The sequence below is a fragment of the Allobosea psychrotolerans genome (genome assembly GCF_002917105.1).
Taxonomy (GTDB): domain Bacteria; phylum Pseudomonadota; class Alphaproteobacteria; order Rhizobiales; family Beijerinckiaceae; genus Allobosea; species Allobosea psychrotolerans.
Genome location: NZ_PQFZ01000023.1, coordinates 1 through 25948, shown reverse-complemented (window position 1 = coordinate 25948; position 25948 = coordinate 1). Strand labels below are relative to the sequence as shown.

Annotated in this window: 24 protein-coding genes; 15 read left to right on the top strand and 9 right to left on the bottom strand. The window is 67.0% G+C overall.

All coding sequences use genetic code 11. From position 1 onward, the window contains the following. Positions 1–20: 20 nt before the first annotated feature. Genes CYD53_RS25815 through CYD53_RS25790 form a run of 6 tightly spaced genes read right to left on the bottom strand, consistent with a single transcriptional unit; the run spans position 21 to position 6594 of the window. On the bottom strand, positions 21–2273 hold the full coding sequence (locus CYD53_RS25815; RefSeq protein WP_181012033.1) for a N,N-dimethylformamidase beta subunit family domain-containing protein: 2253 nt from the start codon (positions 2271–2273) through the stop codon (positions 21–23). A 14-nt stretch (positions 2274–2287) separates the two neighbouring features. Continuing rightward, positions 2288–2614 (bottom strand): N,N-dimethylformamidase alpha subunit family protein, encoded by a 327-nt coding sequence (locus CYD53_RS25810; RefSeq protein ID WP_103720962.1) that lies wholly within the window; start codon positions 2612–2614, stop codon positions 2288–2290. Between the two features lie 58 nt (positions 2615–2672). After that, positions 2673–3746 carry an extracellular solute-binding protein gene (locus tag CYD53_RS25805; RefSeq protein WP_103720961.1) on the bottom strand — a complete coding sequence of 358 codons (1074 nt, stop codon included), beginning with the start codon at positions 3744–3746 and terminating at the stop codon, positions 2673–2675. 54 nt (positions 3747–3800) lie between these two features. Beyond that, on the bottom strand, positions 3801–4631 hold the full coding sequence (locus CYD53_RS25800) for an ABC transporter permease (protein WP_103720960.1): 831 nt from the start codon (positions 4629–4631) through the stop codon (positions 3801–3803). After that, on the bottom strand, positions 4628–5497 hold the full coding sequence (locus tag CYD53_RS25795) for an ABC transporter permease (RefSeq protein ID WP_103720959.1): 870 nt from the start codon (positions 5495–5497) through the stop codon (positions 4628–4630). Before CYD53_RS25795 ends, CYD53_RS25800 begins: the two co-directional genes overlap by 4 nt. After that, positions 5494–6594: an ABC transporter ATP-binding protein gene (locus tag CYD53_RS25790; RefSeq protein ID WP_425428347.1), complete on the bottom strand. Its 1101-nt coding sequence runs from the start codon at positions 6592–6594 to the stop codon at positions 5494–5496. The genes CYD53_RS25795 and CYD53_RS25790 overlap by 4 nt, the downstream gene beginning before the upstream one ends. 192 nt (positions 6595–6786) lie before the next feature. On the opposite strand from CYD53_RS25790, the gene CYD53_RS25785 reads away from it, so the two are divergent. Continuing rightward, entirely contained in the window at positions 6787–7539 is a 753-nt protein-coding gene (locus CYD53_RS25785) for a GntR family transcriptional regulator (protein ID WP_245928437.1), read from the top strand. Here the strand turns inward: CYD53_RS25785 and CYD53_RS25780 are convergent. Beyond that, positions 7512–8504, bottom strand: coding sequence for a transketolase family protein (locus CYD53_RS25780; protein WP_103720957.1), 993 nt, complete (start codon positions 8502–8504; stop codon positions 7512–7514). The genes CYD53_RS25785 and CYD53_RS25780 overlap by 28 nt on opposite strands. Beyond that, a complete protein-coding gene (locus tag CYD53_RS25775) occupies positions 8501–9367 on the bottom strand; it encodes a transketolase (protein WP_181012032.1) in 867 nt (288 codons plus the stop codon). Before CYD53_RS25775 ends, CYD53_RS25780 begins: the two co-directional genes overlap by 4 nt. A 92-nt stretch (positions 9368–9459) precedes the next feature. Between CYD53_RS25775 and otnK the strand changes: the two genes are divergently transcribed. From otnK to CYD53_RS25720, 11 genes are all read left to right on the top strand, one after another. After that, complete coding sequence (gene otnK / locus CYD53_RS25770) at positions 9460–10728, top strand: 3-oxo-tetronate kinase (RefSeq protein WP_103720955.1); 1269 nt, start codon at positions 9460–9462, stop codon at positions 10726–10728. Beyond that, entirely contained in the window at positions 10725–11390 is a 666-nt protein-coding gene (locus CYD53_RS25765) for a class II aldolase/adducin family protein (protein WP_103720954.1), read from the top strand. Before otnK ends, CYD53_RS25765 begins: the two co-directional genes overlap by 4 nt. A 27-nt stretch (positions 11391–11417) precedes the next feature. After that, positions 11418–12149, top strand: a complete 732-nt coding sequence (locus CYD53_RS25760; RefSeq protein WP_103720953.1) for an SDR family NAD(P)-dependent oxidoreductase — start codon at positions 11418–11420, stop codon at positions 12147–12149. Positions 12150–12199: 50 nt separating this feature from the next. Then, the gene (locus tag CYD53_RS25755) at positions 12200–13663 is read left to right on the top strand and encodes an amidase (protein ID WP_103720952.1); all 1464 of its coding nucleotides are present in this window, start codon (positions 12200–12202) and stop codon (positions 13661–13663) included. Positions 13664–14267: 604 nt separating this feature from the next. Continuing rightward, the gene (locus tag CYD53_RS25750) at positions 14268–14918 is read left to right on the top strand and encodes a GntR family transcriptional regulator (protein WP_103720951.1); all 651 of its coding nucleotides are present in this window, start codon (positions 14268–14270) and stop codon (positions 14916–14918) included. Beyond that, positions 14918–15904 carry an alpha/beta hydrolase gene (locus CYD53_RS25745; RefSeq protein WP_103720950.1) on the top strand — a complete coding sequence of 329 codons (987 nt, stop codon included), beginning with the start codon at positions 14918–14920 and terminating at the stop codon, positions 15902–15904. Before CYD53_RS25750 ends, CYD53_RS25745 begins: the two co-directional genes overlap by 1 nt. Beyond that, the gene (locus CYD53_RS25740; protein ID WP_103720949.1) at positions 15877–17109 is read left to right on the top strand and encodes an ABC transporter substrate-binding protein; all 1233 of its coding nucleotides are present in this window, start codon (positions 15877–15879) and stop codon (positions 17107–17109) included. Before CYD53_RS25745 ends, CYD53_RS25740 begins: the two co-directional genes overlap by 28 nt. Then, on the top strand, positions 17102–18085 hold the full coding sequence (locus tag CYD53_RS25735) for a carbohydrate ABC transporter permease (RefSeq protein WP_245928436.1): 984 nt from the start codon (positions 17102–17104) through the stop codon (positions 18083–18085). Before CYD53_RS25740 ends, CYD53_RS25735 begins: the two co-directional genes overlap by 8 nt. Continuing rightward, a complete protein-coding gene (locus tag CYD53_RS25730; RefSeq protein WP_103720948.1) occupies positions 18082–18918 on the top strand; it encodes a carbohydrate ABC transporter permease in 837 nt (278 codons plus the stop codon). The genes CYD53_RS25735 and CYD53_RS25730 overlap by 4 nt, the downstream gene beginning before the upstream one ends. Further along, a complete protein-coding gene (locus CYD53_RS25725) occupies positions 18915–19802 on the top strand; it encodes a sugar phosphate isomerase/epimerase family protein (RefSeq protein WP_210202434.1) in 888 nt (295 codons plus the stop codon). Before CYD53_RS25730 ends, CYD53_RS25725 begins: the two co-directional genes overlap by 4 nt. After that, positions 19799–20815, top strand: a complete 1017-nt coding sequence (locus CYD53_RS25720) for a Gfo/Idh/MocA family protein (protein ID WP_103720947.1) — start codon at positions 19799–19801, stop codon at positions 20813–20815. Before CYD53_RS25725 ends, CYD53_RS25720 begins: the two co-directional genes overlap by 4 nt. A 133-nt stretch (positions 20816–20948) precedes the next feature. Here CYD53_RS25720 and paaZ read toward each other — a convergent pair whose 3' ends face one another. Continuing rightward, on the bottom strand, positions 20949–23024 hold the full coding sequence (gene paaZ / locus CYD53_RS25715) for a phenylacetic acid degradation bifunctional protein PaaZ (protein ID WP_103720946.1): 2076 nt from the start codon (positions 23022–23024) through the stop codon (positions 20949–20951). A 131-nt stretch (positions 23025–23155) separates the two neighbouring features. On the opposite strand from paaZ, the gene paaG reads away from it, so the two are divergent. The 3 genes from paaG to paaK are packed head-to-tail and all read left to right on the top strand — an operon-like array spanning position 23156 to position 25788. Beyond that, on the top strand, positions 23156–23962 hold the full coding sequence (gene paaG / locus CYD53_RS25710) for a 2-(1,2-epoxy-1,2-dihydrophenyl)acetyl-CoA isomerase PaaG (protein ID WP_103720945.1): 807 nt from the start codon (positions 23156–23158) through the stop codon (positions 23960–23962). 56 nt (positions 23963–24018) lie between these two features. Then, entirely contained in the window at positions 24019–24435 is a 417-nt protein-coding gene (paaI, locus tag CYD53_RS25705; protein WP_103720944.1) for a hydroxyphenylacetyl-CoA thioesterase PaaI, read from the top strand. Positions 24436–24459: 24 nt separating this feature from the next. After that, the gene (gene paaK / locus CYD53_RS25700) at positions 24460–25788 is read left to right on the top strand and encodes a phenylacetate--CoA ligase PaaK (protein WP_103720943.1); all 1329 of its coding nucleotides are present in this window, start codon (positions 24460–24462) and stop codon (positions 25786–25788) included. The last annotated feature ends 160 nt before the right edge of the window (positions 25789–25948 follow it).

Below are 25948 nucleotides of genomic sequence, written 5' to 3'. Positions count from 1 at the left end.
GCGAGCCGGCCGCCATCGGATCAATCGTCGAAGCCCTCGAACGGTGCCGGATCGAGGAAGCGACGCAGGACGTTCTCCGTCACCCGGCTCACCGAATTCTCGTAGCGGTAGCAGGTCAGCGCGCAAGCCCAGGCGATGGAGCCCGTCGAGAACACGGCTCCTCCCGCCGCTGTCGGGAAGAAGGCGAGATCGGCGCGCACGAGCGCGTTCTGGTCTCCCATGACGCCGCGATGGAGGGTGCGGAGCTCTTCCAGCGTCGGGACGCCGCCATAATCGAGCTGGTCCGCGGTCGCGAGGCGCAGCGTATGCGGCGGCGTGCCCAGAGCGGGCTCGACCCTGTCGACCTCAAGCCCGGCGGCACCTCCACCGCGCAGGCCGAAATCGCCCAGGGGCTGGGCCAGGTCGACACCTTCGACCAGCCAGGCGACGCGCGGATCGCGCGCATCCTCCAGCCATTCATAGGGATAGGAGCGTGTGAAGACCTGCGCATCGAAACCGACGCCGACGAGCCGCTGCGGCGGCCGCCCATGCGTGCGCCAGAGACCCGAAGGCTCGCCGGTGAAGGACAGCCCGTTCTCGCCCGCTTCCCCTTCCCATGTGCGCAGCCCGCTCATGCCGCGCCTGATCTCCATCTCATGCGGGTTGGTCGGGTGCCAGGCGATGCGCCAGTAGAAGCCGTTGCCGCCGAGATAGACGTGCCGCCCGCCGCCGCGCTGATAGGCGTCGAAGGCCTCGATCATGTTGAGGCTGTAATATTCGGGATGCGACGGCGTGATCACGCAGTCATAGGCTTTGAGCAGCTGGGCGCCGTGCCGGTCGATGTCGCAATCGGTGATGACATCGTAATCGAAGCTGAGTTCTTCGAGCCAGTCGATGATGTGGGTGTCGTTGACGTAGTTGAAGGTGTTGCCGAGCGGGCGCATGTTCAGGATCGGCCGTTTCGCGGTCGAATAGCACCATCCGCTGCCGTCGCTATGCGTGTCGTAGGTGGAGAGGCCGAGCTCGCGATGCTCCTGAAGATAGGCGTCGTCCCGCGAGAGCGCGATCACGCCCTCCAGCATCGCCTCGGCATGGACCTGGTCGAGCCTGAGCGCGCTGTTGGCATAGGCCTGATAGGTCGCGGTAGAGGCCACGAGCGCCAATTTCGACTTCGCCTGGCCGAGCGGAGCGCGCACGAAGAAAGAGACATAGCTTTCGACGGGGTCTTCGCTGCCCTCCCGCGCCGTCAGCCTCAGCGCATAGAAACCGCTGCGCCAGTCGGCGGGCACCGTGAATTGAGGTCCCTGCTCCCAGCCGCAATCGGCCATGTCGTCGCTGTGGAAATGGATCGCCCCGTAGAGCTCGGGCCGCTCGCGCCACTGCACCACCGAACCGTCCCAGTTCGCGCCGGTCATGGCGCGCATCGGCATGTTGCGCAGCCGGCCGTCGAGACGGTTGGTCGAGACGTCGCGGATGGCGTCTCCCGCCATCTCACGCGAAAAATCCCAAGCCCCGACGAGGCGCGGATCGCTCGGGAGCGGCGCGAGAGTCTCGCAGGCGCGGCGCAGTTCCTCTTCCGCCAGCGCCGTGGAGAAGAGCCGTGGCCGGTCGATCTTGCCGTCGTAATGCGCTTCGGTCAGCGGGTCGGAGCCGGCCTCGCGCGCCTGCGCCGCGAAGACGAGCGCCGTATCCCGCGGCCAGGCTACCGTCTTCGGCCCGTGCCCAACGACATGGCCGCTGGTATCGCGACCACCCTGCGGATCGAGGCTGCGCTGGGTCAGCGTCACGACACCGGACGCCGCCTCGTAACTCGCGGCGACGAAGAGCCATTCGCGCTCGATAGCCGGCCTGGCGACCCGCAGCGTGAGGCCTCCATCGGCGCCCGCAACCTCGAAGACGAGATGGCCGTCCTCGTCGAGTCCGAGCCGCCAGCCTTGCCCGAGATCGGCACGCCAGCGCGCCAGGATGCTCTGCTCGCGGCCCAGCGGCGCCGTCGGCCAGATGAAGCACCCGGCCGAGAAACTCGCGGGCGACAGGGCCGGCACATCGGCGATGATCGCGGCCGCGCCGGGATGGATCGGCTGATCCTTCAGCGCCACCGGCCCATCGATGGGCGTGCCGGGCGTTTCGAGCTTCAGCCCCGGCCCATCCGGGTCGGGATCGGCGCAGCGGACGCGAACGATCTTCGCCTGCGCCTGCGTCAGGCCCGGGCTCGACAGATGGAAGGAAACGCTCTCGCCCGGCGAGACGACGAGCGGCCAGGCATAGCCGAGAACGGCGGTGGTATCTCTCATGACGACGTGCCTTCTCAGTCCAGTTCTTGCCCGGTCAGCGCTTCCCAGCGCATCGCGAAGACGGCCCATTCGGCCTCGGCCAGGCTGGTGAAGACACGATTGGGAAAGGTCTCGATCGGCACCCCGCGACGCCCGGGCAGCCGCGCCAGCATCCAGCGGCGGCCGGGCTCCAGGGTGATCAGCACGTAGCGCTTGCCGACGCCGGTCCATCGCATGCGATGGAGCAGCCGCTGCAGGTCGTGACTATGGGGACCGCGCGGCCTGGCGCGCATTTCCTCGACGAGATCCCGGCGCGTCGGATCGACCGGCCAGTGCGCGGCATCAGGGTAATTTACGAGCATCGACGGCAACCTTGGCGAAGTGGCCGGCGCCGCGTCGGCGGCGCCGGTGCGGCAGGGCCTATTTCGTCAGCCAGGTGACCCAGCGCTCCCGGAGCGCGTTGCGGTTCGCCGCGATCCAGTCGTAATCGGCGATGACCAGCTTCGACCAGTTGTCGGGCCAGGACGGACGGAAGCGGCGCTCCTCCGGCGGCACGAGGCTCGGCGCCTCGCGGTTGTTGGAATCGAAGGAGACCTTCTCGCTGAAGGCCACATGCTCCTTGCCGTCCTGCACGAAGAAATCGAGGAACTTGATGCCATTCTGGACATTCGGGCTGCCCTTGAGCACCGCCCAGTTGCCGACGTCCCGGATCGCCTGGTTCCAGGTGAAGTCGAACTCCCCGCTCTTGGCGAGCGGCACGGAGCGGCTGGAATAAACCATCATCATCACGGCGTCGCCGCCACGCATAATCTGCATGGCGTTGTCGCCGCTCTTCCACCAGGCGGCGATCTGGGGCTTCAGCGCGTCCAGTTTCTTGTAGGCCCTGTCCAGATCCAGCGGGAAGGCCTTGTCCGGCGCCACCCCGTCAGCCAGCAGCGCCGCGAGCGGCACCCACCATTCGCGGTCGCCGGTATCGGGCAGCGAGCGCGGGCCCGGGAATTTGGCGGTGTCGAAGAAATCGGCCCAGGATTGCGGCCCGCCTTTCGGGAAAGCCTTCTTGCTCCAGGTCAGCGCCATGCCGCCGGCCGTGCGGATGATGCCGCGCGGGAAGCAGGCATTCGGCAGGGCGTGCGCGACGATGCCCGGCAGGCCGGCGCAATCGATCGGCTCCAGGATGTCGGCATGCTGGATCAGGTCCGGCGGCGTCGCGGTGACGACGTCGAAGGGAATGTTGCCGCTGCGCTGGCCGGCGCGGGCGCGGGCCCATTGGTCCGGCAGCTCGATTGGCACCGAGCGGACCTTGATGCCGGTCTGCTCTTCGAAACGCTTGTAGAAATGCTCCTGCAGGCTGCGCTCCATCAGGCCGCCGGTGGTGGCGACGATGACTTCTTTGGTCTGGGCGAGCGCCTGTCCGCCGATGGCGAAAGAGGCGGCGCCCAGCGCGCCGGCCAGGACATGGCGTCGTGTCGTCGAAAGCTTGCTGTCTATGGTCATCGCGAGGCTCCCCTTTTGTTGCCTTCGGATTTCGGGACGGCGGTGGCGGGTGGTTCAGCTCCCGGCCGCGCGCGCGCGGCGGTCGAGACGGCTCTTGATCAGGTGGCTGCCGACGAGCGCGGCTATCGTCAGAAGGGTCAGCATGGTCGCGACGGCGGCCAAAGTCGGCGAGACGTTGTAGTCGATATCCTCGAACATCTTGCGCGGCAGGGTCTTGCGGTCGAGGTTGGAGATGAAGAACGACACCACCGCCTCGTCAAAGGAGATGATGAAGGCAAACAGCGCGGCCGAGACCACGCCGGGCGCAATCAACGGCAGCGTGACATGGCGGAAGGTGCGCAGCGGCCCTGCCCCGCACGACAGCGCCGCGCGCTCGAGATCCGCATCGAAGCGATAGAGCGCCGCCAGCACAGTGAAGACCACGAAGGGCAACGCCAGGATCGTGTGCGCCATCGCGAAGCCCAGCAGCGTGCCGGTCAGGCGCAACTGCTCGAAGACGAGAAACATCGCTACCGCGAGCGCGATATGCGGGACGATGACGGGACCGATGACGAGAAGCTCCACCAATCCCTTCCCCGGCAGCCGCCCGCGCACCAGCGCGAGCGCCAGCATGGTTCCGACGACCGTGGCGGCGAGCGTCGCGACGACGCCGATCTCCAGGCTGAACAGCGTGGCGCTGATCCAGTCGGCATCGCCGAAATACTCGGCGTACCAACGCAGCGAGAAGCCGTCCGGCGGAAAGCGCAGATAGCGCTCCGGCCCCACCGACATCGGCATGATCACCAGCGTCGGCAGCAGCAGGAACACCGTGACGGCATAGGCGATCGCCCCGATCGCGGCGCGGCCGGCATGGCGGGAGGGCCGGGTGCGTTCGGGCGCGCTCATGCCGACCCCACGAAGCGATCGAGCCGGACCGCTCGCTTGAAAGCGACCGCGATGAGCAGGACGAAGGCGAGCAGCACGCCGACAAGGGCGCCCGCGAAAGACCAGTCCAGCATCTCGCGTACCTGTTGCGAGACCAGCGTCGCGATCATCATCTGCTGGGGGCCGCCGATCAGCGCCGGGGTGACGAAGAAGCCGAGCGCCAGCAGGAACACCATCAGGCAACCCGAGGTCACGCCCGGCAGCGAGAGCGGGAAGATCACCTCGCGGAAGGTCGCCCATTCGGATGCGCCCAGCATCTGCGCGGCGCGGTTGTAGTCCTCCGGGATGCCGCGCAGCGCCGAGAAGATCGGCAGCACCATGAAGGGCAGCAGCACATGGCTCATCGCCAGTACGACGGCGCCCTCGGTGTAGAGCAGACGCAGCGGCTCGCCGGTGATGCCGGCGCCGATCAGGAGCTGGTTGACCACCCCGTTCTTCTGCAGCAGCACCATCCAGGCATAGGTGCGCACCAACACCGAGGTCCACAGCGGCAGCAGCACCGAGGCGACGAGGATGGCGAGCCTCAAGCCGCTGCTGCGCGCCATGAGCCAAGCCAGCGGCCAGGCCAGCAGCAGCGTCAGGAGCGTGACCGAGGCTGCGATGCGCAGCGTGCGCAGCATAACGCGAAGATAGACCGGCTCCGTCAGCGCGCGCTCGTAATGGGCCAGTGTCGGCTGCGGCAGGAACAGGCTTTCATGCAGCAGCGAGCCAAGCGGCAGGATGAAGGTGACGAAGGCCAGGATCAGGAAGGGTGCAGCCAAGGCGAGGCTCGCCGCCTCGCTGTAATGGCGCCCGCCGAGCAGCCATCGGGAGGGGCGGCCGCTCACGCCGCGTCTCCGAAGGCCCGGGCGTCCTCGACCCGCCAGCTCAGGCCGACCCTCTCGCCGACCGCGGGAGAGGCAAGCGCCGCGCCCGCCGGCACGCGCAGCCGTATCGACTGGCCGGACGGCAACGCCAGCAGCAGCGTGGTGGCGTTGCCGGCATAGATCGCCTCCTCGACACATGCCGCGAGCCCGGTTGCCGGATCTCCGAGGCTCAGCCTTTCCGGCCGGATCGCGATCCGCACCGGCGCGCCCTGCGCGACGGCCTCGACCGCCGTCGCCTCGACCACGTCGCCGCCGTCGAGCGTCACGCCGATGCGCTGACCGGCAACGCCGGCGCCTTGCGCCCTGCCTTTGCAGAAATTGGTCTCGCCGATGAAACCGGCGACGAAGGCCGTCCGCGGCGTCTCGTAGAGATCGTGTGGAGAGCCGATCTGCTGGAGCCGGCCCTGGTCGAGCACCGCGACACGGTCGGCCATCGTCAGGGCTTCGGTCTGGTCGTGGGTGACGAAGACGACGGTGATGCCGATCTCGCGCTGCAGATGCTTGGTTTCGATCTGCATCTCCTCGCGGAGGTTCTTGTCGAGCGCCGAGAGCGGCTCGTCCATCAGCAGCACGCGCGGCTTGTAGACAATGGCGCGCGCGATAGCGACGCGCTGCTGCTGGCCGCCGGAGAGCTGCGAGGGCTTGCGCTCGCCATAGCCGTCGAGCCGCACGGTGGCGAGCGCCGCACGCGCCCGCTCCTCGCGCTCGGCCCGGCCGAGGCCGCGCATCTTGAGCGGAAAGGCGATGTTCTCCAGCACGCTCATATGCGGAAACAGCGTATATTTCTGGAAGACCATGCCGAGATTGCGCCGGTTCGGCGGCACCCAGGTGAGGTCCTCGCCACCGACCCGGATGCGCCCCTCGTCCGGATATTCGAAACCGGCGATCGCCATCAAGATCGTCGTCTTGCCGGAGCCGGAGGGACCGAGCAGCGCCAGAAACTCGCCGGGCTCGACGGCGAGCGAAACTCCGTCCACGGCCTTCACGGAGCCGAACCGCTTCACGAGGCCTTCGATCTCGATCCCTACGGAACGGCTGGAAAGAGCAGCGGACTGCAGCATAGGATCCCCTTACTGCCAGCTAGAATATTTGATATATCGAACTTGGCAAGCGTGTTTCGCGTGCGAAGCCGCCGCGGTCCGCCGCTTGGCCGGCCCAGGCTTTCGGCGCGTGCTTTTTGCGTTCCGGGCCCGGTTCTTTTGATTTATGGGTGAGCTTTGGCCGAAAACTTCGGCCCCAGAGGAAGCAGCGTGACGAACGCAGAAGACCATTCCCTGCAAGCTGGAGCGATCGAGCCCGTCGCGCGCGACAGCCTGACGCGTATCGTCTACAACAATCTGCGCATCGCGCTGATGGAGGGCCGCTTCTGGCCGGGTCATCGCTTCAAGATCCGCGAACTCGCGGCATCGATGCATGTCTCGGAGACGCCGATCCGCGAGGCGCTGATGCAGCTCGTGCGCGCCCGCGCCCTGGAGCTGATCGACGGCCGCTCGATCATCGTCGCGCATATGTCGCTGGCCCAGTATCTCGAGCTCAGGACGATCCGCCTCTTTCTCGAGGGGCTTGCGGCCGAGAACGCCACGCCGAGGATCAGCGAGGACGGCATCGCGCAAATGACGGCTCTGCACCAGGAGCTCGTCGCCGCCGAGGCGGAGGGGCGCTGGTCCGACGCGGTCCGGGCGAACTGGCGCTTCCACCACCGGCTCTACGAGGCCGCGGAGATGCCCGAGTTGCTGGCGATTCTCGACGATATCTGGATGCGCAACGGCCCGCTTCTCAACTACCATTACCCGAATGCGGCACCGACCTATCCCGGGCGGCACGAGCACCTGCGCATTCTCGAATGCCTGCGGGATCGCGATGCCGCGGGCGTACGCGACGCCGTGCAGACCGACATGCGTCAGGGTGGGGTCAAGCTCGTGCAATTGCTGGAATCCGGAGGCGACACCCGCAAGCTGGCACGCGACACCGCTCATCAGCCGCGCCCTCGCGCTTCGCGATAGGTCTTCGCGATCGCCTCGGCCGTCAGCCCGTAGCGCTCGAACAGATAGGGCGTCGTACCGCCCTCGGCAAAGACGTCGCGGACGCCGACGCGGCTAAAGCCGGTTCGCACGCCCGACTCCATCAGCAGCTCCGCGACAGCGCTGCCGAGCCCGCCGATGATCGAGTGGTTTTCGGCGGTGACGACCGCGCGAAGGCCCGAGGCAAGTGTTGCGATCTCGGGATCGAGCGGCTTGAGCGTCGGCACGTCGACGACGCCGACGGCGATCCCCTCGGCCGCCAGAATGTCGGCCGCCGCCAGCGACGCCTCGACCATCATCCCGCAGGCCAGCAACAGGCCTTCGCCGGGCTGGCGCAGCACGCGCATGCGGCCGAGCGGCAAGGCGCCCTCCTCCGCCACGACGCCGGCCTCGGTGCCGTCCGCCCGCTTCAGGCGCAGATAGACCGGCCCGTCATGCGCGAGGGCGGCCCGCACCGCGGCCGGGACCGCAGCCGGGCCGCTCGGCTCGATCACCGTCATGTTCGGCAAGGCCCGCATCAGCGCGATGTCGTCGGTTGCCTGATGCGAGACGCCCAGCATCGTCGTCAGGCCCGGGATGAGGCCGACGATCTTCACGGCGAGATTGGGGTAGGCGACCTGCATCGCGATCTGGTCGTAGCAACGCCGGGTCGCAAAGACGCAGAAGGAGTGCACGAACGGGATCTCGCCGCTGCGGGCCATCCCCCCGGCGAGGCCGATCATGTTCGCCTCGGCTATCCCGACCTGATGGAAGCGCTCGGGCAAAGCGTCGCGAAACAGGTCGGTTTCGGTCGGTATGGTCAGATCGGCGGTCAGGCATACGATCCGCGGATCCTGCCGTGCGAGGTCGAGCAGGGTTTCGCCGTAGAATTTCCGGGCCGGCGCGGCCGCTGCCCCGCGTTGATTGAAATCCTCGACCGTCAGCGTTTGCGGTGCAGCGGGCGTCATGGCCGGTTCTCCGTCGCAAGAGCCTCGCGCGCCATCGCGGCAACCTCTTCGGGAAGCTTCAGATTATGCGCCAGGATGCCTTCCAGTGCCGGCACTCCCTTGCCCGGCAGCGTGCGCACGACGAGACAGCTCGGCCGCCCGGTCGTCGTCCGCGCCCGGTCGAGCGCGCCGATCAGCGCCGAAATGTCGTGGCCGTCGACATTGTCCTGGGCCCAGCCGAAGCTGGCGAACTTGCCGGCGATAGGCTCGAGCTTAACCACCGTGTCGACATGGCCCTCGACCTGCATGCGGTTGTCGTCGATCAGCAGGCAGAGATTGTCGAGGCCGAGGCTGCCGGCGAGGAGGGCCGCCTCCCAGACCTGCCCTTCCTGCAACTCGCCATCGCCGAGCACGACATAGATTCGGGCGCTGTCGCCGCGCCGCCGCGCCGCGAGCGCCATCCCGATCCCGACCGACAGCCCCTGCCCCAGCGAACCGCAGGTCGCCTCGATCACCGTGCCGACGCGCTCCGAGGCATTCACCTCGAAAGGCGAGCCGTCCTTGCAATAACCAGCGATAGCGTCCGCCGGCACGAGGCCGCGTTCGGCCAAGGTCGCGTAGAAGATCGCGGTGTTGTGCGCCGTCGAGAGCAGCAGGCGATCGCGCGATATCCAATCAGGATCGGCCGGATCCAATCGCAGCTCGGCGAAGTAGAGAACGGCGAACAGATCGGCCGCGCCCAGGCCTTGCTGGACATAGCCCTGCCCCGTCGGCGCGACCAGCTCGATCACCTTGCGCCGCAGCCGCAACGCGACTTCCGCGAGCTCGGCCGGATCGCGGACGCGTCGCGCTGGTTGCCGGTCGGCCTCCCCATTCCTCGGCATCGGCATCTCCCCGTTCCGCCCGGCTCGTTTCAGGCCATGGACGCATATGAGTATATGATATATTCAAACCGCGTCTAGGGAGCGAGAGTGCGATGAGCCTGGTATTCGGTGCGGTGGCCGATGATCTGACTGGCGGCCTCGAACTTGCGGCGATGGTCGTCGCGGCCGGCGCGCCCTGCGCTTTCGCCACAGCGCCGCCGGAGCACCTGGACGAGCCGGCAATCGTCATCGGGCGCCGCACGCGCGTCGCCGATCCCGCCTTGGCGACCACCGACATCCGGCGGATAGGGCAGTGGTTGCGCGATCGTGGCGCGCGCCAGATCTTCTTCAAATACTGCGCGACCTTCGATTCGACCCCGGCGGGCAATATCGGCAATTGCGCCGATGTCCTGCGCGAGCTGACCGGGAGCAAGCTCACTGCCTTTTGCCCCTCCTTCCCTGAAGCCGGACGACGGGTCTTCCAGGGCCATCTCTTCGCCGACGACCGGCTGATCTCGGAATCGCCGAAGCGGCACGATCCGCTGACGCCGATGACCGACCCCGATCTCGTTCGCGTCTTGCAGGCCCAGACGCCAACGAAGGTTGGATTGATTCCGCATCAAGTGGTTCGCGCCGGGTTCGACGCGATGGCAGAGCATTGCGACAGGCTGGTCGCCGCCGGCATCGGCTTCGCGCTGGCCGACGCCGCCGTGCCGGACGACCTCGCGGCCCTGGCGGCGCTGACGGTCGACTGGCCGCTGATGACCGGCAACTCCTCGATTGCCGCCTATTATCCGGCGTTGTGGCGCGAGCGCGCGCTCGTCGACCCAGGAATGCCCGCACCCCGGCTGGCGCCGGTTGCAGGGCCGGGCGTCGTTCTGGCCGGAAGCTGCGCCGAGCGCACGCGCCGGCAGCTCGAGATCTTCGGCGGAGAGCGTCCCGTACTGATGCTCGACCTCGCCGAAGGCGATGCGGACCGGCTGGTCGCAAGCGCCCTCGACTGGGCTCTCCCGCGCCTCGCCGAAGGGCCGGTCGCGATCGCGACCTCCGCCGGGCCTGAGGCCGTTGCGGCAGCGCAAGCCCGGCTCGGGCAGCGCCGGGCGGCTTCGCTGGCGGAGGAGGTTCTGTCGCGGCTCGCGGAGGCGTTCCGCCAGATAGGAGTGAGGCGCTTCCTGATCTGCGGCGGCGAGACCTCCGGTGCCGTTCTCGACAGGCTCGGCATCACGTCGCTGCGCGTGGGCGCCTATCGCGCGCCCGGCATTTCCCAGGCCCTGGCGGAGGGGCCTGTCCCCCTCGCCTTCTGCCTGAAATCAGGCAAGCTCGGACCGGAAGACATGCTCCTGCCGATGCTTGCGAGCATGGAACGGGGAGAGCAGGCATGAACGCACCCATCGTGGCAGAAGCCGAGGCGCGCGCCGAGCTCTGCCGTATCTACCGGGCAATCGAGACAGCGGGCCTGAGCATTGGCAATGCCGGCAACATCAGCATCCGCCTCGGCGAGCACATGCTGATCAGCCCGACAGGCGCGGACGGCGCCACCGTCACACCGGAGGATTTCGTGCTGGCGCGCTTCGACGGCACCGCACTTTCGCCGGGCGTGCCGTCGAGCGAGTGGGCGATCCATGGTGGCATCTACGCGGCCGGACTCGGCGAGGCCGTGATCCATGCCCATCCCGACGCCTGCGTCGCACTCTCCTGCCTGCGCCGGCCGATGCCGCCCTTCCATTACATGGTCGCCGCTTTCGGCGGCCATGAGGTGCCCTGCGCGCCCTATGCTCCTTTCGGCACGCAGGCGCTCGCCGACGGCGTGGTCGAAACGCTGGGCACCCGCTTCAACGCCTGCCTGATGGCCAATCACGGCATGGTCTGCCATGCGAGGACGTTGCAGCAGGCCTTCGGCCGCACGGTGAAGCTCGACATGCTGGCGCGGCAATATCTCCTCGCCCGTCAGGCCGGCGAGATCGTCGACCTGACGGCGCAGGAGATGGATGTCGTGCTGGGGCGCTACGCAGATTACGGCCGGGGCCGGCTTTCCAGCGTCTGAACGGCCTCAGCAGCAAGGATTGCGATCATGATCATCGTCACTGGCGGCACCCACGGCATCGGCCGGGCCTGTGTCGAGCGCCTGTCGCCGCAAGGCGTCGTCTTCACCGGCCGCGACCGCGAGGCGGGCGAGGCATTGGCCGCCGCCCATCCCGGCGCGCATTTCGTCGCGGGCGACGTGGCGAGCGAAGCCGATTGCCGGCACGTCGTCGAGGCCGCGCTCGCTCTGGGTGAAGGGCGTCTGAGCGGCCTCGTCAACAATGCCGGGCTCGGCCGCCGCATGGAATTCGCGACCGCGACCGCCGAAGATTGGGACGTGGTGATGGGCGTGAACGCCCGCTCAGCCTTCCTGTTCACGCGCAATGCCCTCGCCGGACTCCGGGCCGGGCGCGGATCGGTGGTGAACGTCGCATCGGTGGCGGGGCGCGCCGGCGAGGAGGGGCTGGCTGTCTACTGCGCCTCCAAGGCCGCGGTGATTGCGATGACCCAGTCGCTGGCTCTGGAATTCGGCGACGAGGTTCGTTTCAACGCGATCTGCCCCGGCCAGATCGCGACGCGGATGATGGCCGGAATCATGGCTGACGAAATGCGCTTGCGCCAGCTCGAGCTGCGCATTCCCGCCGGGCGCCTGGGCGAGCCCGGCGAGGTCGCCGACGTGATCGAATGGCTGCTCTCGGACAAGGCGAGCTACGTCAACGGCGCCGTGCTGACGGTGGACGGCGGCGAGACCGCCGGGCTGCGGACGCCGCGCATGCCCTAAGGCGCGGGCAACCCATCAACGGCTGAAGGCCGCAAGCAAGGATGAAGCCAATGAAACATGTTTCCGATCTCCATGCCGAAACGGGCTACATGTCCGCCGTCGCGCTGCGCAAAGCCTATGGCGACGGGTCGCTCACGCCGCCCGAGGTGGTCGGCGCCATCTATGAGCGGATCGCGGCGCTGAATCCGACGCTGAATGCCTTTTCTGTGCTGGTCGAGGATCAGGCCCTGGCGGCGGCGCGGGATTCGCAGGCCCGTATCGAGGCCGGCACGGCGCGCCGGCTGGAGGGCGTGCCCGTCACCATCAAGGACGCCTACGACGTCGCCGGGCTGGAAACGGCGACGTGCACGCACGCCCTGAAAGGCAAGGTCGCGGTGCAGGACAATCCCGTCATCGCCAGGCTGCGTGCGGAGGGAGCCGTGATCCTCGGCAAGACGACCATGTCGGAATTCGGTTGGTCGGGGTTGAGCCGCAATCCCGTCACCGGCGTCACGCACAACCCCTGGGGGCAAGGGCTGAACGCAGGCGCCTCCTCGGCCGGTGCCGGTGTTGCTGCGGCGGCCGGATTCGGGCCGCTGCATCTCGGCTCCGACGGCGCCGGCTCGATCCGCATGCCCTCGCATTTCTGCGGCGTCTTCGGCCTCAAGCCGACCTATGGCCGGGTGCCGCATGTGCCGGTCTCGAACAACGACTATGCGACCTATATCGGCCCCATGACGCGCTCGGTCGCGGACGCCGCCTTGATGCTCGAGGTGATGGCAGGACCCCACCCGCTCGACCACACCTGCTGCGAGGCGCAGCCCGCGCCCTATCTGAACAGGCTTGCCGCCTCGATGAAGGGCAAGCGGATCGCCTTCAGTCCCGATCTCGGCCATGCGCGGGTCGATCCCGAGATCGCGGCGATCGTTCGCGGCGCCGCGAGCCTCCTCGCCGACGAGCTCGGCGCGGACATCATCGAGACGAAGCCGGTTTGGGGGCCGCTAGGCCCCGAGCTCGGGCGCTTCTTCTGGAGCGTGCTTTGGGGCCGCCGCGCGCCCCTGCTGGACGTTTGGGCGGATAGGATGGGCGCCGACCTCGTCGCCTGCATCCGCGAGGGCGCTGGCTACACGGCGGCCGACTACATCAATGCGCGCGAGCGCAAATATGCCTATGTCGCGCAGATGTCGGCCTTTCTCGAGGACTACGATTTCCTGATCACCCCGACCTGCTCGGTCGCGGCCTTCCCCGTCGAGCGCGTCCAGCCGGCCCATTGGCCGGAGCACGAATGGGACTGGCTCGCCTGGTCGGAATTCCTCTACCCCTTCAACATGTCGGGGCAGCCGGCGGCGAGCATCCCTTGCGGTTTCACGCGCTCGGGCCTGCCCGTCGGCCTGCAGGTCGTCGGCCGCCGCTTCGACGATCTTGGGGTCTTGCAAGCTTGCGCCGCGTTCGAGACGGTATTCGATGGCACTTCCATTCGGCCGGAACTGCCCTTCACTGCGGCCAAACCGGGTTGTCCGGCGATATCGAGGTAGAGGACGCGCTTCTCGTTCCAGAGCAAACAGAGCTGTGATCTCAAGCTCGGCAGGCGCCGCGGAGCTTGAGATCACCATTCAGCCAATGGCTGAATCGGATCGTCACCTGACGCCTCGCGCCCGCCCGTCTATGTCGTCTGGCCTCTCAAGTTCATCATGTGTATTTCAATCGTATAGGTGTTCGCAACCTTGTCCTGAATGCTGCCCATTCTTCTCGATGACTTAGCATTGGCCCTAGGCGACGCGGCGACAGCGTTGAGTTTTTCGTTGCCCAGATGCTGTTCAACTTGCAGAATTCCTGCGCCCGTTCGGCTTGAGTCACTTCGCAATGCGGCTGTGAACAAGGTTGTTCGCCCACTCGAAGCTCCGCGACGGCTCGGCAAACGCGATCTCGCGCACCCAGGATAATCTGCCGGGAAGAGAACTGTACGGGTGTCCGCAGGGGGCCAAGACCGCCCCCTCCCTCAGGCCTTCCGTCCGAAACCCGAGGGTCTCGCCTTCGCCGGCTGAAGCCCGTGTTCCGCCCCGCCCGGCCCGCCCTCCCCGCTGACGTCGGCGTGCAAACCGCTTGACATTGGAGTCGCATTTATCATTATCGATATTGATGAACGCACCCCTTCCCAGCCTGATCCGAAGGCCACGCGACGTGGTCTACGAGTCGCTGAAGCGACAGATCATGATCAATGAGCTGCGCCCCGAGAGCGCTTTGACCGAACTCGGCATGGCGCGCGAGCATGGCTGCAGCCAGGGCACCATCCGTGAAGCGCTCTTCCGCCTGCAGGAGGACGGGCTCGTCACCCGCTCCGGCCATCGCGGCACCATGGTGACCCGGCTCGACCCCGAGGAGGCGGAGGAAATTCTGGCGTTGCGTCGCCGCATCGAACTCCGCGGGGCGTTGCGGGCGGTGCTGCATGTCGATAGCGCCACTCTTGAGCGTCTGCAGGCCATCCAGACCGATATGGACGCGGCCGCAGCAGCCGGCGACGAATACGCCCTGATCGCGCTGGACATGGCTTTCCACCTGACCATCTTCCGGCTCTCCGGGCTGGACGCGCTCGAGCAGATCCTGACCCGCTGCACGCTGCATTCGCATCGCTCGAAGCTCTGGGCGCCGGGCCATCGCCGCCCGCTGGTCGAGACAGCCGCTCGCCACCGGGAGCTGTTTGCATTGCTCCAGGCCCGCGACGGTGCGGGCTTGTCACGGGCGATCGCGGAGCACATCGACACCATCGTCCTGCGCGACGGAGACGCCTGATGCAGCCCTGGATCGATCCACAGATGGGGGCGATTCTGGAGCCCATGCGCACCGGCCCGGCCTTCGATTTCCGCGCAGCACCGATCGCCGAGGCGCGCGCGACCGTCGATGCCGCGACACTGCCCTGGAGCGCAGGCGCTCCAGCCATCCCGGCGCGCGATTTTGCCATTCCCATTGCGGGCGCCGCCATGCGCGCAAGGCTTTACCAACCCGAAGCCGCGGCGGTATCCGCCGTCATCGTCTACGCCCATGGCGGCGGCTGGACCTTCGGCTCGATCGAGACCCATGACGGCACCATGCGCCATCTCGCAGTGGAAGCAGGCTGCGCTGTCCTCGGTGTCGATTACAGGCTCGCGCCCGAGCACCCCTTCCCCGCCCCGCTCGACGATGTCATGGCCGCCATCGCCTTCGTCGAGCAAGGCGGCCTGGGCGAAGCCATTCCGGCCGAACGAATCGCCGTGGCAGGCGATTCCGCCGGCGCCAATCTGGCGCTTGCGGCACTGTTGCGCCGGCGCGACGAAGGCCTGCCGCCCCTCTCGGCCGCGGCGTTGTTCTATGGCTGCTACGAGCCCAATTTCTCGACACCGAGCCATGCGGCCTTTGGCGGCGGCGACTACCTGCTCACCAGTGCGAACATGCGCTGGTACTGGAACAATTTCCTCGGCGGCGAGCCCCACGGCACGGCGAGCTATGCTGCTCCCGTCCGCTCGAATCTCGCGGGCCTGCCGCCGCTCTATCTCTCGGCCGCGGGGCTCGATCCGTTGCGCGATGACACGATCGGCCTGGCGCGGCGCCTCGGCGAAGCCGGGGTGCGCTTCCGTTTCGACCATGTTCCCGGCGTCGTGCATGGCTGCCTGCGCATGAGCCGGGAGCTCGCCGCCGCAGCCGCCATGCTCGCGGCCGGCGGCCGACACCTTGCCGACCACCTCAACGATAAAAAAACCGGAGGAAACCAACCATGGAACGCAGGACTTTCATCAAGTTAGCGGGCGCCAGCGCACTGTCCTTTCCCCTTGCCGCCCCTCTCGCCCGCCCCGCCATCGCTCAGGGCGCGACGACGGTGCGCTGGTGGTATCATTTCGACAATCCGCAGCATTCGCCGGCTGAACTCGTCGCCAAGTTCGAAGCCGAGAATCCCGGCATCAAGGTACAGGCGGAGAGCATTCCCTGGGGCGGCGGCAACGACTACCAGACCCGCCTCTTCGCTGCGCTCGTCGCAGGCAACGGTCCCGATTGCGCCATGGTGCGCCTGTCCTGGGCCGCGCGCTTCCAGCAGATGAAGGCGCTTGCCCCGATCGACGACCTGATCGCCGGCTGGGCCGGGCGCAGCGACATCGCCGACAACATCTGGAAGCTCAACAAGGGCGCCGACGGCAAGCAATATTACCTGCCGCTGCAATATGTCGTGCTCTATCTCTACTACCGGCAGGATCTGTTCGAGCAGGCGGGCCTGAAGCCACCCGCGACCTTCGAGGATTTCCGTAGCGCGGCCAAGGCGCTGACCAAGGCCGACGTCTCCGGCTTCGGCCTGCGCGGCGGCGCCGGCGGGTTCGACCATTGGGGCCCGTTCGTGCTCGGCGGCGGCGCCAGCTTCGAAAAGGGCGGCATGATCAGCGAGAAAGCGCTCGCCGCAAATCGCTGGTTCGTCGATCTCACGCTCAAGGACAAGGTGGTGCCGGCCTCGGCGCCGACCGACAGCTTCCGGCAGATCGTCGATACCTTCAAAGCCGGCCGCACGGCCATGACCATCCACCATGTCGGCTCGGCGAACGAAATCGTCGGCGTGCTCGGCGACAAGGTCTCGGCCGTGCCGGTGCCGCGTGGCCCGGATGGCAAAGGCTGGACCTATTTCGGCGATGAATCCAACGCCGTCTTCGCCGCCAGCAAGGCGCGCGAGGCCGCCTTCAAATGGTGCGCCTTCCTCTCCACCGCGGAGAACAACGTGGTGCTCAACAAATTCACCGGACAATTGCCGATCGCGACATCGGCGGCAAAGGACTGGACGCTGCACCCCAAGCGTTTCGTCGAGGCGAGCGCCGCCTCGCTGCCGATCGCAGCCTCGCTGCCCGATTCGCCCAAGACGCCGGACTTCATCGCCAGGATCTGGCCGGCCAACATGCAAAGAGCGCTGCTCGGCCAGATCCAGCCCGACGAGATGATGCGCGCCATCGAGCAGCATTTCCATGGCTGACGCGACCGGCGGCGGCCGGACGGCCGGCCCCCGCCCCTTGCCCTCGTTTCGACAGGCTCGCATCGTGGCTCCGCTCACCATCAGGGACAGAGGCAGGCCGCCCCTTGGGCGCGGCGCGATGCCATTCTGGTTCCTGCTACCGGCCATTCTGGTCACGGCAGGCGTCGTGCTCGTCCCCGTCGCGCAGACGGCCTGGCTCAGCCTGCAGGACTACCTGCTCTACGACCCCGACAATGCCCGCTTCATCGGGCTCGGCAATTTCGCCAAGATCGCCAGCGACGAGGTCTTCTGGATCTCGCTCGGCCAATCCTTCATCTGGATCATCGGCGTCGTCGGCCTGCAATTCCTGCTTGGGCTCGCCGCGGCCCTACTGCTCAACCAGAGCTTCTGGTGGCGCGGGCTGGCGCGGTCGCTCGTCATCATCCCCTGGGCGCTGCCGAGCGTCATCATCGGGTTGATGTGGACCTGGATGTACGACTTCAACCTCGGCGTCATCAACGACATCGCGATGCGCCTTGGCCTGATCGCGGCGCCGATCGCCTGGTTGGCGAGGCCCGACACCGCGCTCTACGCCATCATGCTGGCCCTGATCTGGCAGGGCTTCCCCTTCTTCGCCGTGACCATCCTGGCTGGCTTGCAGACCGTGCCGGCCGAGCTCTACGAAGCGGCCGAGATCGACGGCGCCACGGCCCCCCAACAGCTTTTCCACGTCACCTTGCCCGCAATCGCCGACGTGATCGCCACCGCCCTGCTGCTGCGCACGATCTGGGTGGCGAATTCGCTCGACGTCATCCTGGTCATGACGGGGGGCGGGCCTGGCTACGCCACCCACACCCTGCCCCTCTACGCCTTCCTGCGCGCTTCGAGCAGCATGGAGTTCGGCTATGGCGCGGCGCTGGCGCTCATCCTCACCGCGCTGCTGCTGGGGGTCGTCTTCCTCTATGTCCGGCAGGCCGCGAGGAGCATCGAGACATGATCGAGCGCCGCTCCCGCGCCCGGCGCATTCTGGAGGTCGAGCTTCCCGTCCTCCTGATCGTCCTCTTTGCGCTTGGCCCTTACGCCTGGATGATCCTGACCTCGCTTAAGCCCCAGGCGGAGCTCTCGACCTGGCCCCTGACCTATTGGCCGCGCGAGCCCACGCTGCAGCATTATGGCGACCTGATCGCACGCACGAACTTCGCCGTCAGCCTGGGCAACAGCCTGATCATTGCGATCGGCGCCAGCCTGCTTGGCCTCGGAGTCAGCATCCCGGCGGCCTATGCCTTCTCGCGCTTCCGCTTTCGCGGCCGCCAGGGCCTGCTGACCGGCTTCCTCGTCATCAACATGTTCCCGGTCGTGCTGCTCATCATCCCGCTCTTCCTGATGATGCGGCGGCTCGGGCTGATCGACACTTTTCTTGGCGTCATTCTCGGCCATTCGACCTTTTCGATCCCCTTCGCGATCTGGATGCTGACGAGCTATTTCAACGCGATCCCCAAGGACCTCGACGAAGCGGCGATGATCGATGGTGCCAGCCGCCTCCAGACCATCCGCCTCATCATCCTGCCCTTGCTGATGCCCGGCGTCGTCACCGCGGGCATCTACATCTTCATCACCTCCTGGAACGAATATCTCTTCGCCATGATGCTCTCGGGCCAGGCAGTGCGCACCGTCACGGTCGCGCTGCAGCTCTTCATCGGCGAATTCACCATCCAGTGGGGCCTTCTCACGGCCGGCGGCACGTTGATCGCGCTGCCGGTCACCTTCCTCTTTCTCCTGGTGCAAAGGCGGCTCGTGGGCGGACTCACGGCCGGAGCGGTGAAATCATGATGACGAATTCCATCGGGGTGATCTCGATGTTCTATGCGCGCCCCTTCGCGCGCGAGCATTTCGACTGCTTCCAACGGATCAAGCAGGCCGGAGCCGATGTCGTCGAGCTCCTAGTGCCTGAGCCGGGTGAGCTCGACCTCGGCGAGACCCGCGCAGCGATCAGGGACGCCGGCTTGTCCTGCGTGCTGGCCGCCCGGGTCAATCTCACCCGCGACCTCGCCAGCGCCGAGATCGGCGCGCACAAGGCCGGCATCGCCTATCTGGAAGCCTGCATCGATATCGCCGCCGCCTTGGGTGCGACCATCGTCGGCGGCCCGCTCTATGGCGCCCCGCTGGTCTTCGCAGGCCGGGCGCCCGCCCCCGTCGATGAGAGCGAACGCAAGCGCCGCATCGACGCCATCGTCGCCGGGCTCGCGCAAGCCGGCCGCCGCGCCGCCGATTCCGGCATCCTGTTCGGCGTCGAACCGCTCAACCGCTTCGAGACCGACATCTGCAACACGACCCGCCACGCCCTCGAAATCGTCGAGCGCGTCGGCAGCTCCGCTGTCGGCGTGATGCTCGACACCTTCCATATGAACATGGAGGAATTCGATCTCGCTGACGCCATTCGCAGAGCCGGATCGCAGCTCGTGCATTTCCAGGCCAACGAGAACAACCGCGGCTTCGTCGGCTCCGGCCATATCGACTGGCCCGCGATCGCACGCGCCCTGCGCGACGTCGCCTATCGCGGGCCGATCGTGCTCGAACCCTTCCGGCGCAGCGATGAGCGGGCCGGCACGCCGCTCGCCCAATGGCGGGCCCCGACTGAGAACGAGGACGAGCCGCTGGCCGCCAGCATCGCCTTCCTCAAGGCAGCGTTGACCTTCGCCGGGAGGACCGCATGACCGCATCCCGGACAAGCACGCTACGCGTCGGCTGGATCGGCTGCGGCACCCACGCCAACGAAATGCTGCTGCCGCAATTGACGCGGCATGATGTCGAAATCGTCGCGCTCTGCGACACGGATGAGGGGCGGCTGAACGCAACCGGTCGGCGCTATGGCGTCGCCGAGGCCAGCCGTCTGCGCGACTGGCGCGACCTGCTCGCGCGCGACGATCTCGACGCTGTCGGGCTTGCCGTCGGTCCCGGCCTGCATCACGAGATCGGGCTCGCCGCCATCGCGCGCAGCTTGCCGCTCTTCATCGAGAAGCCGCCGGCGCCGACGGCCAGGCAGGCCGCCGAACTGGCCGCAGCTGCGGCAAGCCGGAAGGTGCCGGTCGTACTCGGCTTCATGAAGCGCTACTCGACGGCCAATCGCATCGCGGCGAATGTCATCGGTTCGACGGAGTTCGGGGAAACGGCGAGCTTCCTCGGGCAGTACATGACCGCGCCGACCTACTTCGCCAATAACCCGGACTATAGCGGCTTCTATCTGCATCATTGCGTGCACTATTTCGATCTGGTGCCGCATTTGATGGGACAGGTCGCCTCGGTCGGCGCAAGGCGGCACGAACTGGCGCCGGGCAAGCTGCTGCTCCATGTCGACTTCCGCTTCGCCAATGGCGGCATCGGCACGCTCGTCATGGGTACGCACCAATCGCGCGGCACGCCGATGGAATGGTGGCAGGTCATGGGCGACCATACCCGCGTCGAGGTGCGCAACCTCCACGAGGTCCGCTATTTCCGCAATCCGCCCTTCAAGGTCTCGAAACCCGAGGCCAGCCTGATCGATGGGCAGGATACGCTGGTCTGGGAGCCCAATTTCACCGCCGCCGCCAATGAGGATCACAAGGGCTATCACGCTTTGCTCGGCGACTTCGTCCGGGCCGCGCGGGGCGAAGCCACCGCAGCACCGCACGCAGCGGACGGCGCCGCCGCCATGGCCCTGCTCGAACGGGTCATCGCGGCTTCCGAATAGGCGCCGCGTCGACTCGATAAGCGGAGGGCATTCGCGTGCGACCAGAGCTCGCCCGATCACGACCGCAATGGGACAACGTCGCCATGGAGAGCTTCTTCTCGCCGCTGAAAGCGGAGCGGATCAGAGGCAAGGTCTACTGGACCGGTACGCCGCCAAGGCGGAGATCTTCGACTACGCCGCGACGCGCGCTCATCGTCAGCAACTCGTAACGCGCGACGGTCTCGCCATCCTGGTTGAAGACCTCGGCGTCCCAGCGCACCTCGCCATATTCCGGCTTTCGTGCCGCCTGCTTCTGCTTGACCGTGAGGCGGACGCGGATCGTGTCGCCCGGCGAGACCGGCTTGAGGAAGCGCAGACTGTCGAGGCCGTAATTGGCCAGGAGCGGTCCCGGCGCCGGATCGACGAAAAGCCCCGCTGCAAAGGCGAGGATGAGATAGCCATGGGCGACGCGGCCCGGGAAGAACGGGTTCGCCTTGGCTGCCTCTTCGTCCATATGCGCGTAGAAGGTGTCGCCGCTGAAATGGGCGAAGTGCTCGATGTCGTCGAGCGTGATCGCGCGCGCACCGGTCTCCACCGTATCGCCGACGGTAAGGGCGTCGAAGTCCAGCTTGAAAGGGTGGGTTGCCGCAACGGGCGCGGGAGCGCCCTTGATCCAATTGCCCGTCAGCAGCGAGAGGCGCCCGGGCGAGCCCTGCAAGGCCGTGCGCTGCATATAGTGGAACACGCCGCGCAGGCCGCCGAGCTCCTCGCCCCCACCGGCGCGACCGGGACCGCCATGGAGCAGATATGGCAGCGGCGAGCCGTGGCCGGTCGATTCCTTGGCGCAGTCGCGGTCAATGACGAGCAGGCGGCCATGATAGGAGGCCATGCCGAAGATCAGCGCCTCGGCCACCGCCTGGTCATAGGTGAAGACCGACGCCACCAGGCTGCCCTCGCCCATCGCCACCAGCGCGACGGCCTCATCCAGGCTGTCATAGCCCATCAAGGTCGCAACGGGGCCGAAGGCTTCCGTCGTATGCGCATGGCGGGCTTCGCGCGGTTTGGCGCAACGCAGCAGCACCGGCTGCATGAAGGCTCCCGTCGCGATATCGCCGCCGATCACCGCGCCGTCCGCCGTGTCGCCGCACAGGATCTCGGCCTCGCCGGCGATCTGCGCCACCTTTGCGCGGACGTCTTCGCGCTGGGCCAGGCTCACCAATGGACCCATGCGGACCTCATCGAGACGCGGGTCGCCGAGCTTGATCGCGGCAAGCTGGGCGGTCAGCGCCTCGCCGACAACCGTCTCCAGCTCGCGCGGAACGAAGATGCGGCGGATCGCCGTGCATTTCTGGCCCGCCTTCACCGTCATCTCACGCACGACCTCCTTCACGAAGAGATCGAATTCGGGCGTGCCGGGACCTGCATCCGGGCCGAGCACCGCGGCATTGAGGGAATCGCGCTCGGCGATGAAGCGTACGGCGTTGCGCGAGACGGCCGGATGGTTGCGCAGCTTCTCCGACGTGCCAAGCGAGCCGGTGAAGGAGAGCACGTCCTGCCCCGTGAGATGGTCGAGCAGGTCGCCGGTCGCGCCGCAGACGAACTGCAGCGCACCTGCCGGCAGGATGCCGGACTCGACGATCAGCCGGATGACGGGCTCGGTGACATAGGCCGTCGCCGTCGCGGGCTTGGTGATGACGGGAACGCCGGCGAGCAGGGCGGGCGCGAGCTTTTCCAGCATGCCCCAGCACGGGAAGTTGAAGGCGTTGACATGGACGGCGACGCCCTGGAGCGGGGTCAGCACATGGACGCCGACAAAACTGCCGCCCTTGGACAGCGCCTCGCTCGCGCCTTCCACGACGAAACGCTCGCTCGGCAGTTCCCGGCGCCCGCGCGAGGCATAGGCGAACAGCGTACCGATGCCGCCGTCGATATCGATCAGGTTGTCGCGCTTCGTCGCGCCGGTATCGGCAGCCAGAGCGTAGAGCGGCTCCTTATGCGTGTTGAGATAGGTCGCCAGCGCCTTGAGCAGATCGGCCCGCTGATGAAAATTCAGCGCCCGCAGCGCCGGTCCGCCGATGCCGCGTGCATGCGCAACCATAGCGGCGAAGTCGAGCCCGGCACTGGACGCGCGCGCGACAACCCGGCCATCGATTGCGCTGGGAATGTCGACGAGACCGGTGGAGGCTTCGAACCATTGGTCGAGCGCGTAGCTTTGCAGGATCGCGGTCATGGCTTTGTGTCCTCCCGGTCAGCGGAGCCTTGCGTTCGCAGGTTGACAAGCGAGCTCCTTGCGTAAAAGATTAACCGATCGACCGGTTAATTCAAGAGGCTCTCAAGAGCCCGACTCCAGGGAGGATAGAGATGCAGCCGAAGACAGGCTTGGAGCCCGTGCTTCTCGTCGACCAGCGCGACGGCTGGACCAAGCTGACGTTGAACCGCCCGGAACGGTTGAATTCCTTCAACGAAGCCATGCACCAGGCCTTGGCCGCGGCCCTCGACGAGGCCGGTGCTGACGAGCGCTGCCGCGCGGTTCTGCTGACCGGCGCCGGCCGCGGCTTCTGCACCGGACAGGATCTGAGCGACCGTCTCGGCGGCGATGGACCGCATGATCTCGGCGCGACGATCGAAGCCTTCTACAACCCGTTGGTGCGGCGGCTGCGCGCCCTGCGCAAGCCGGTGGTCTGCGCCGTCAACGGCGTCGCCGCCGGTGCCGGCGCCAATGTCGCATTCGCCTGCGATATCGTGCTGGCCGCGCGCTCGGCAAAGTTCATCCAGTCTTTCGTCAAGGTCGGCCTTGTGCCGGATTCGGGCGGGACCTTCTTCCTGCCTCGGCTGGTCGGGCCTGCGCGGGCGCGCGGGCTCGCCATGCTGGCGGAACCTCTTCCGGCGGAGACCGCCGAAGCCTGGGGCCTGATCTGGAAAACCGTCGAGGACGCGACCCTGCAGGAAGAGGCCGAACGGTTGACCGCGCATCTTGCGACGCAACCGACGCAGGGCCTCAGCCTGATCAAGCAGGCGCTCGATGCCGCGCAAGAGAATAGCCTGGACGAGCAGCTCGATCTGGAGCGCGATTTCCAGCGCAAGGCCGGCCGCACGCCCGATTACCGCGAGGGGGTGAGCGCCTTCATGGAGAAGCGACCGCCGCGTTTTTCCGGGCGCGACTCGTGAGCGCGCCTATTGCCGCTCCCTCTCCGGAGGAGACCGCGCGTCGGGCCGCCCAGGCGATGTGGGCCAGCGACAAGGCAAGCCAGGCGCTGGGGATGGAGATTGTCTCGACCGGGCCAGGCGAGGCCGTGCTGGCAATGACGATCTCGCCGGACATGACCAACGGCCACGGCACGGCCCATGGCGGCTTCATCTTCGCACTCGCCGACAGCGCCTTTGCCTTCGCCTGCAACTCGTATGGCGAGACCACCGTCGCCGCCCATTGCAGCATCTCCTATATCGCGCCGGGCAAGGCCGGAAATCGTCTGGTCGCAGCGGCCCGTGAAGTCTCGCGCAGCGGCCGCTCCGGGATCTACGATGTCCGCGTCAGCAGCGACGGCAAGACGATCGCCGAGTTCCGCGGCCATTCCCGCACCATCGGCGGCTCGTTCATCGAGCCAGCCGCCAACGCGCCGCAGAGCGCGATCCGATCATAGGTTCGAGGGAAGGAGACGGCGACCATGGCGCTTCATGCAATGACGTATGACGGTGCGGTGAAGGACGGGCTCGACACGGCGGAACGTGCCTCTCGCGACGAGATCATGGCGCTCCAGCGCGAACGCCTGGCATGGTCGCTGCGGCATGCCTACGAGAACGTGCCGCATTACCGTCAGTCCTTCGATGCGGCCGGTGTCCACCCCTCCGATTTCCGCCAGCTTTCGGACCTCGCCAGGTTTCCCTTCACGGTGAAGCAGGACCTGCGCGACAATTATCCCTTCGGGCTTTTCGCCGTGCCGCGTGAAAAACTCGCCCGCATCCACGGCTCGTCCGGGACTACCGGCAGGCCGATCGTGGTCGGCTACACGCTGGCCGATATCGATATGTGGGCCAACGTCATGGCGCGCTCGCTGCGCGCCGCCGGCGTGCGCCCCGGCATGATGGTGCATGTCGCCTATGGTTACGGGCTGTTCACCGGCGGGTTGGGGGCCCATTACGGCGCCGAGCGGCTCGGCTGCACCGTCGTACCGATGTCGGGCGGCATGACCGAGCGCCAGGTCCAGCTCATCACGGATTTCAAGCCCGAAGTGATCATGGTGACGCCGAGCTACATGCTCGCCATCCTGGACAGCTTCGCCAAGGCTGGGCTTGATCCGCGCGCGAGCTCGCTGCGTTTCGGCCTCTTCGGGGCCGAACCCTGGACCAATGCGATGCGCGAGGAGATCGAGCAGGCCTTCGCTATGGACGCCACCGACATTTATGGCCTGTCGGAGGTGATCGGCCCCGGCGTCGCCCAGGAGTGCGTCGAGACCAAGGACGGCCTGCATATCTGGGAGGATCACTTCCTGCCCGAGGTGATCGATCCCGAGACGGGCGCGGTGCTGCCCGACGGCGAACCGGGCGAACTGGTCTTCACCTCGCTGAGCAAGGAAGCCTTCCCGATCATCCGCTACCGCACCCGCGACCTGACCCGGCTTCTGCCGGGCACGGCCCGGCCCGGCATGCGGCGCATGGAGAAAGTGACCGGACGCTGCGACGACATGATGATCCTGCGCGGCGTCAATGTCTTTCCGACCCAGATCGAGGAAGCGCTGCTTGCCACCGACTGGTGCGCCGGCCATTTCCTGATCGAGCTGACACGCGAAGGCCGCATGGACGAAATGACGGTGCTGGCCGAGGCTCGCGAGGGGTTCTGGGATGGCGCCGGCCTGACCGTTCAGGCCGAACGGCTGGTGATGCGGATCAAGGATACGATCGGCATCACCACACGGGTGCTGATCCAGCCGCCCGAAACGCTGGAGCGCTCCGCCGGCAAGGCCAAGCGTGTGATCGACAAGCGCCCGAAAGGGTAAGGCTGGCCGTCTCCGTCATTGCGAGCGGAGCGAAGCAATCCAGGAAGGCGTAGAGCGCTGCCGCTCCTGTTGGGGTGGACGGCCCCCGATCGGCATCTTTGTGCCAAGGTGAGGTTGTCGAAGCATCACCTGAGGGGACCGTCCATGGATCATGTTATAC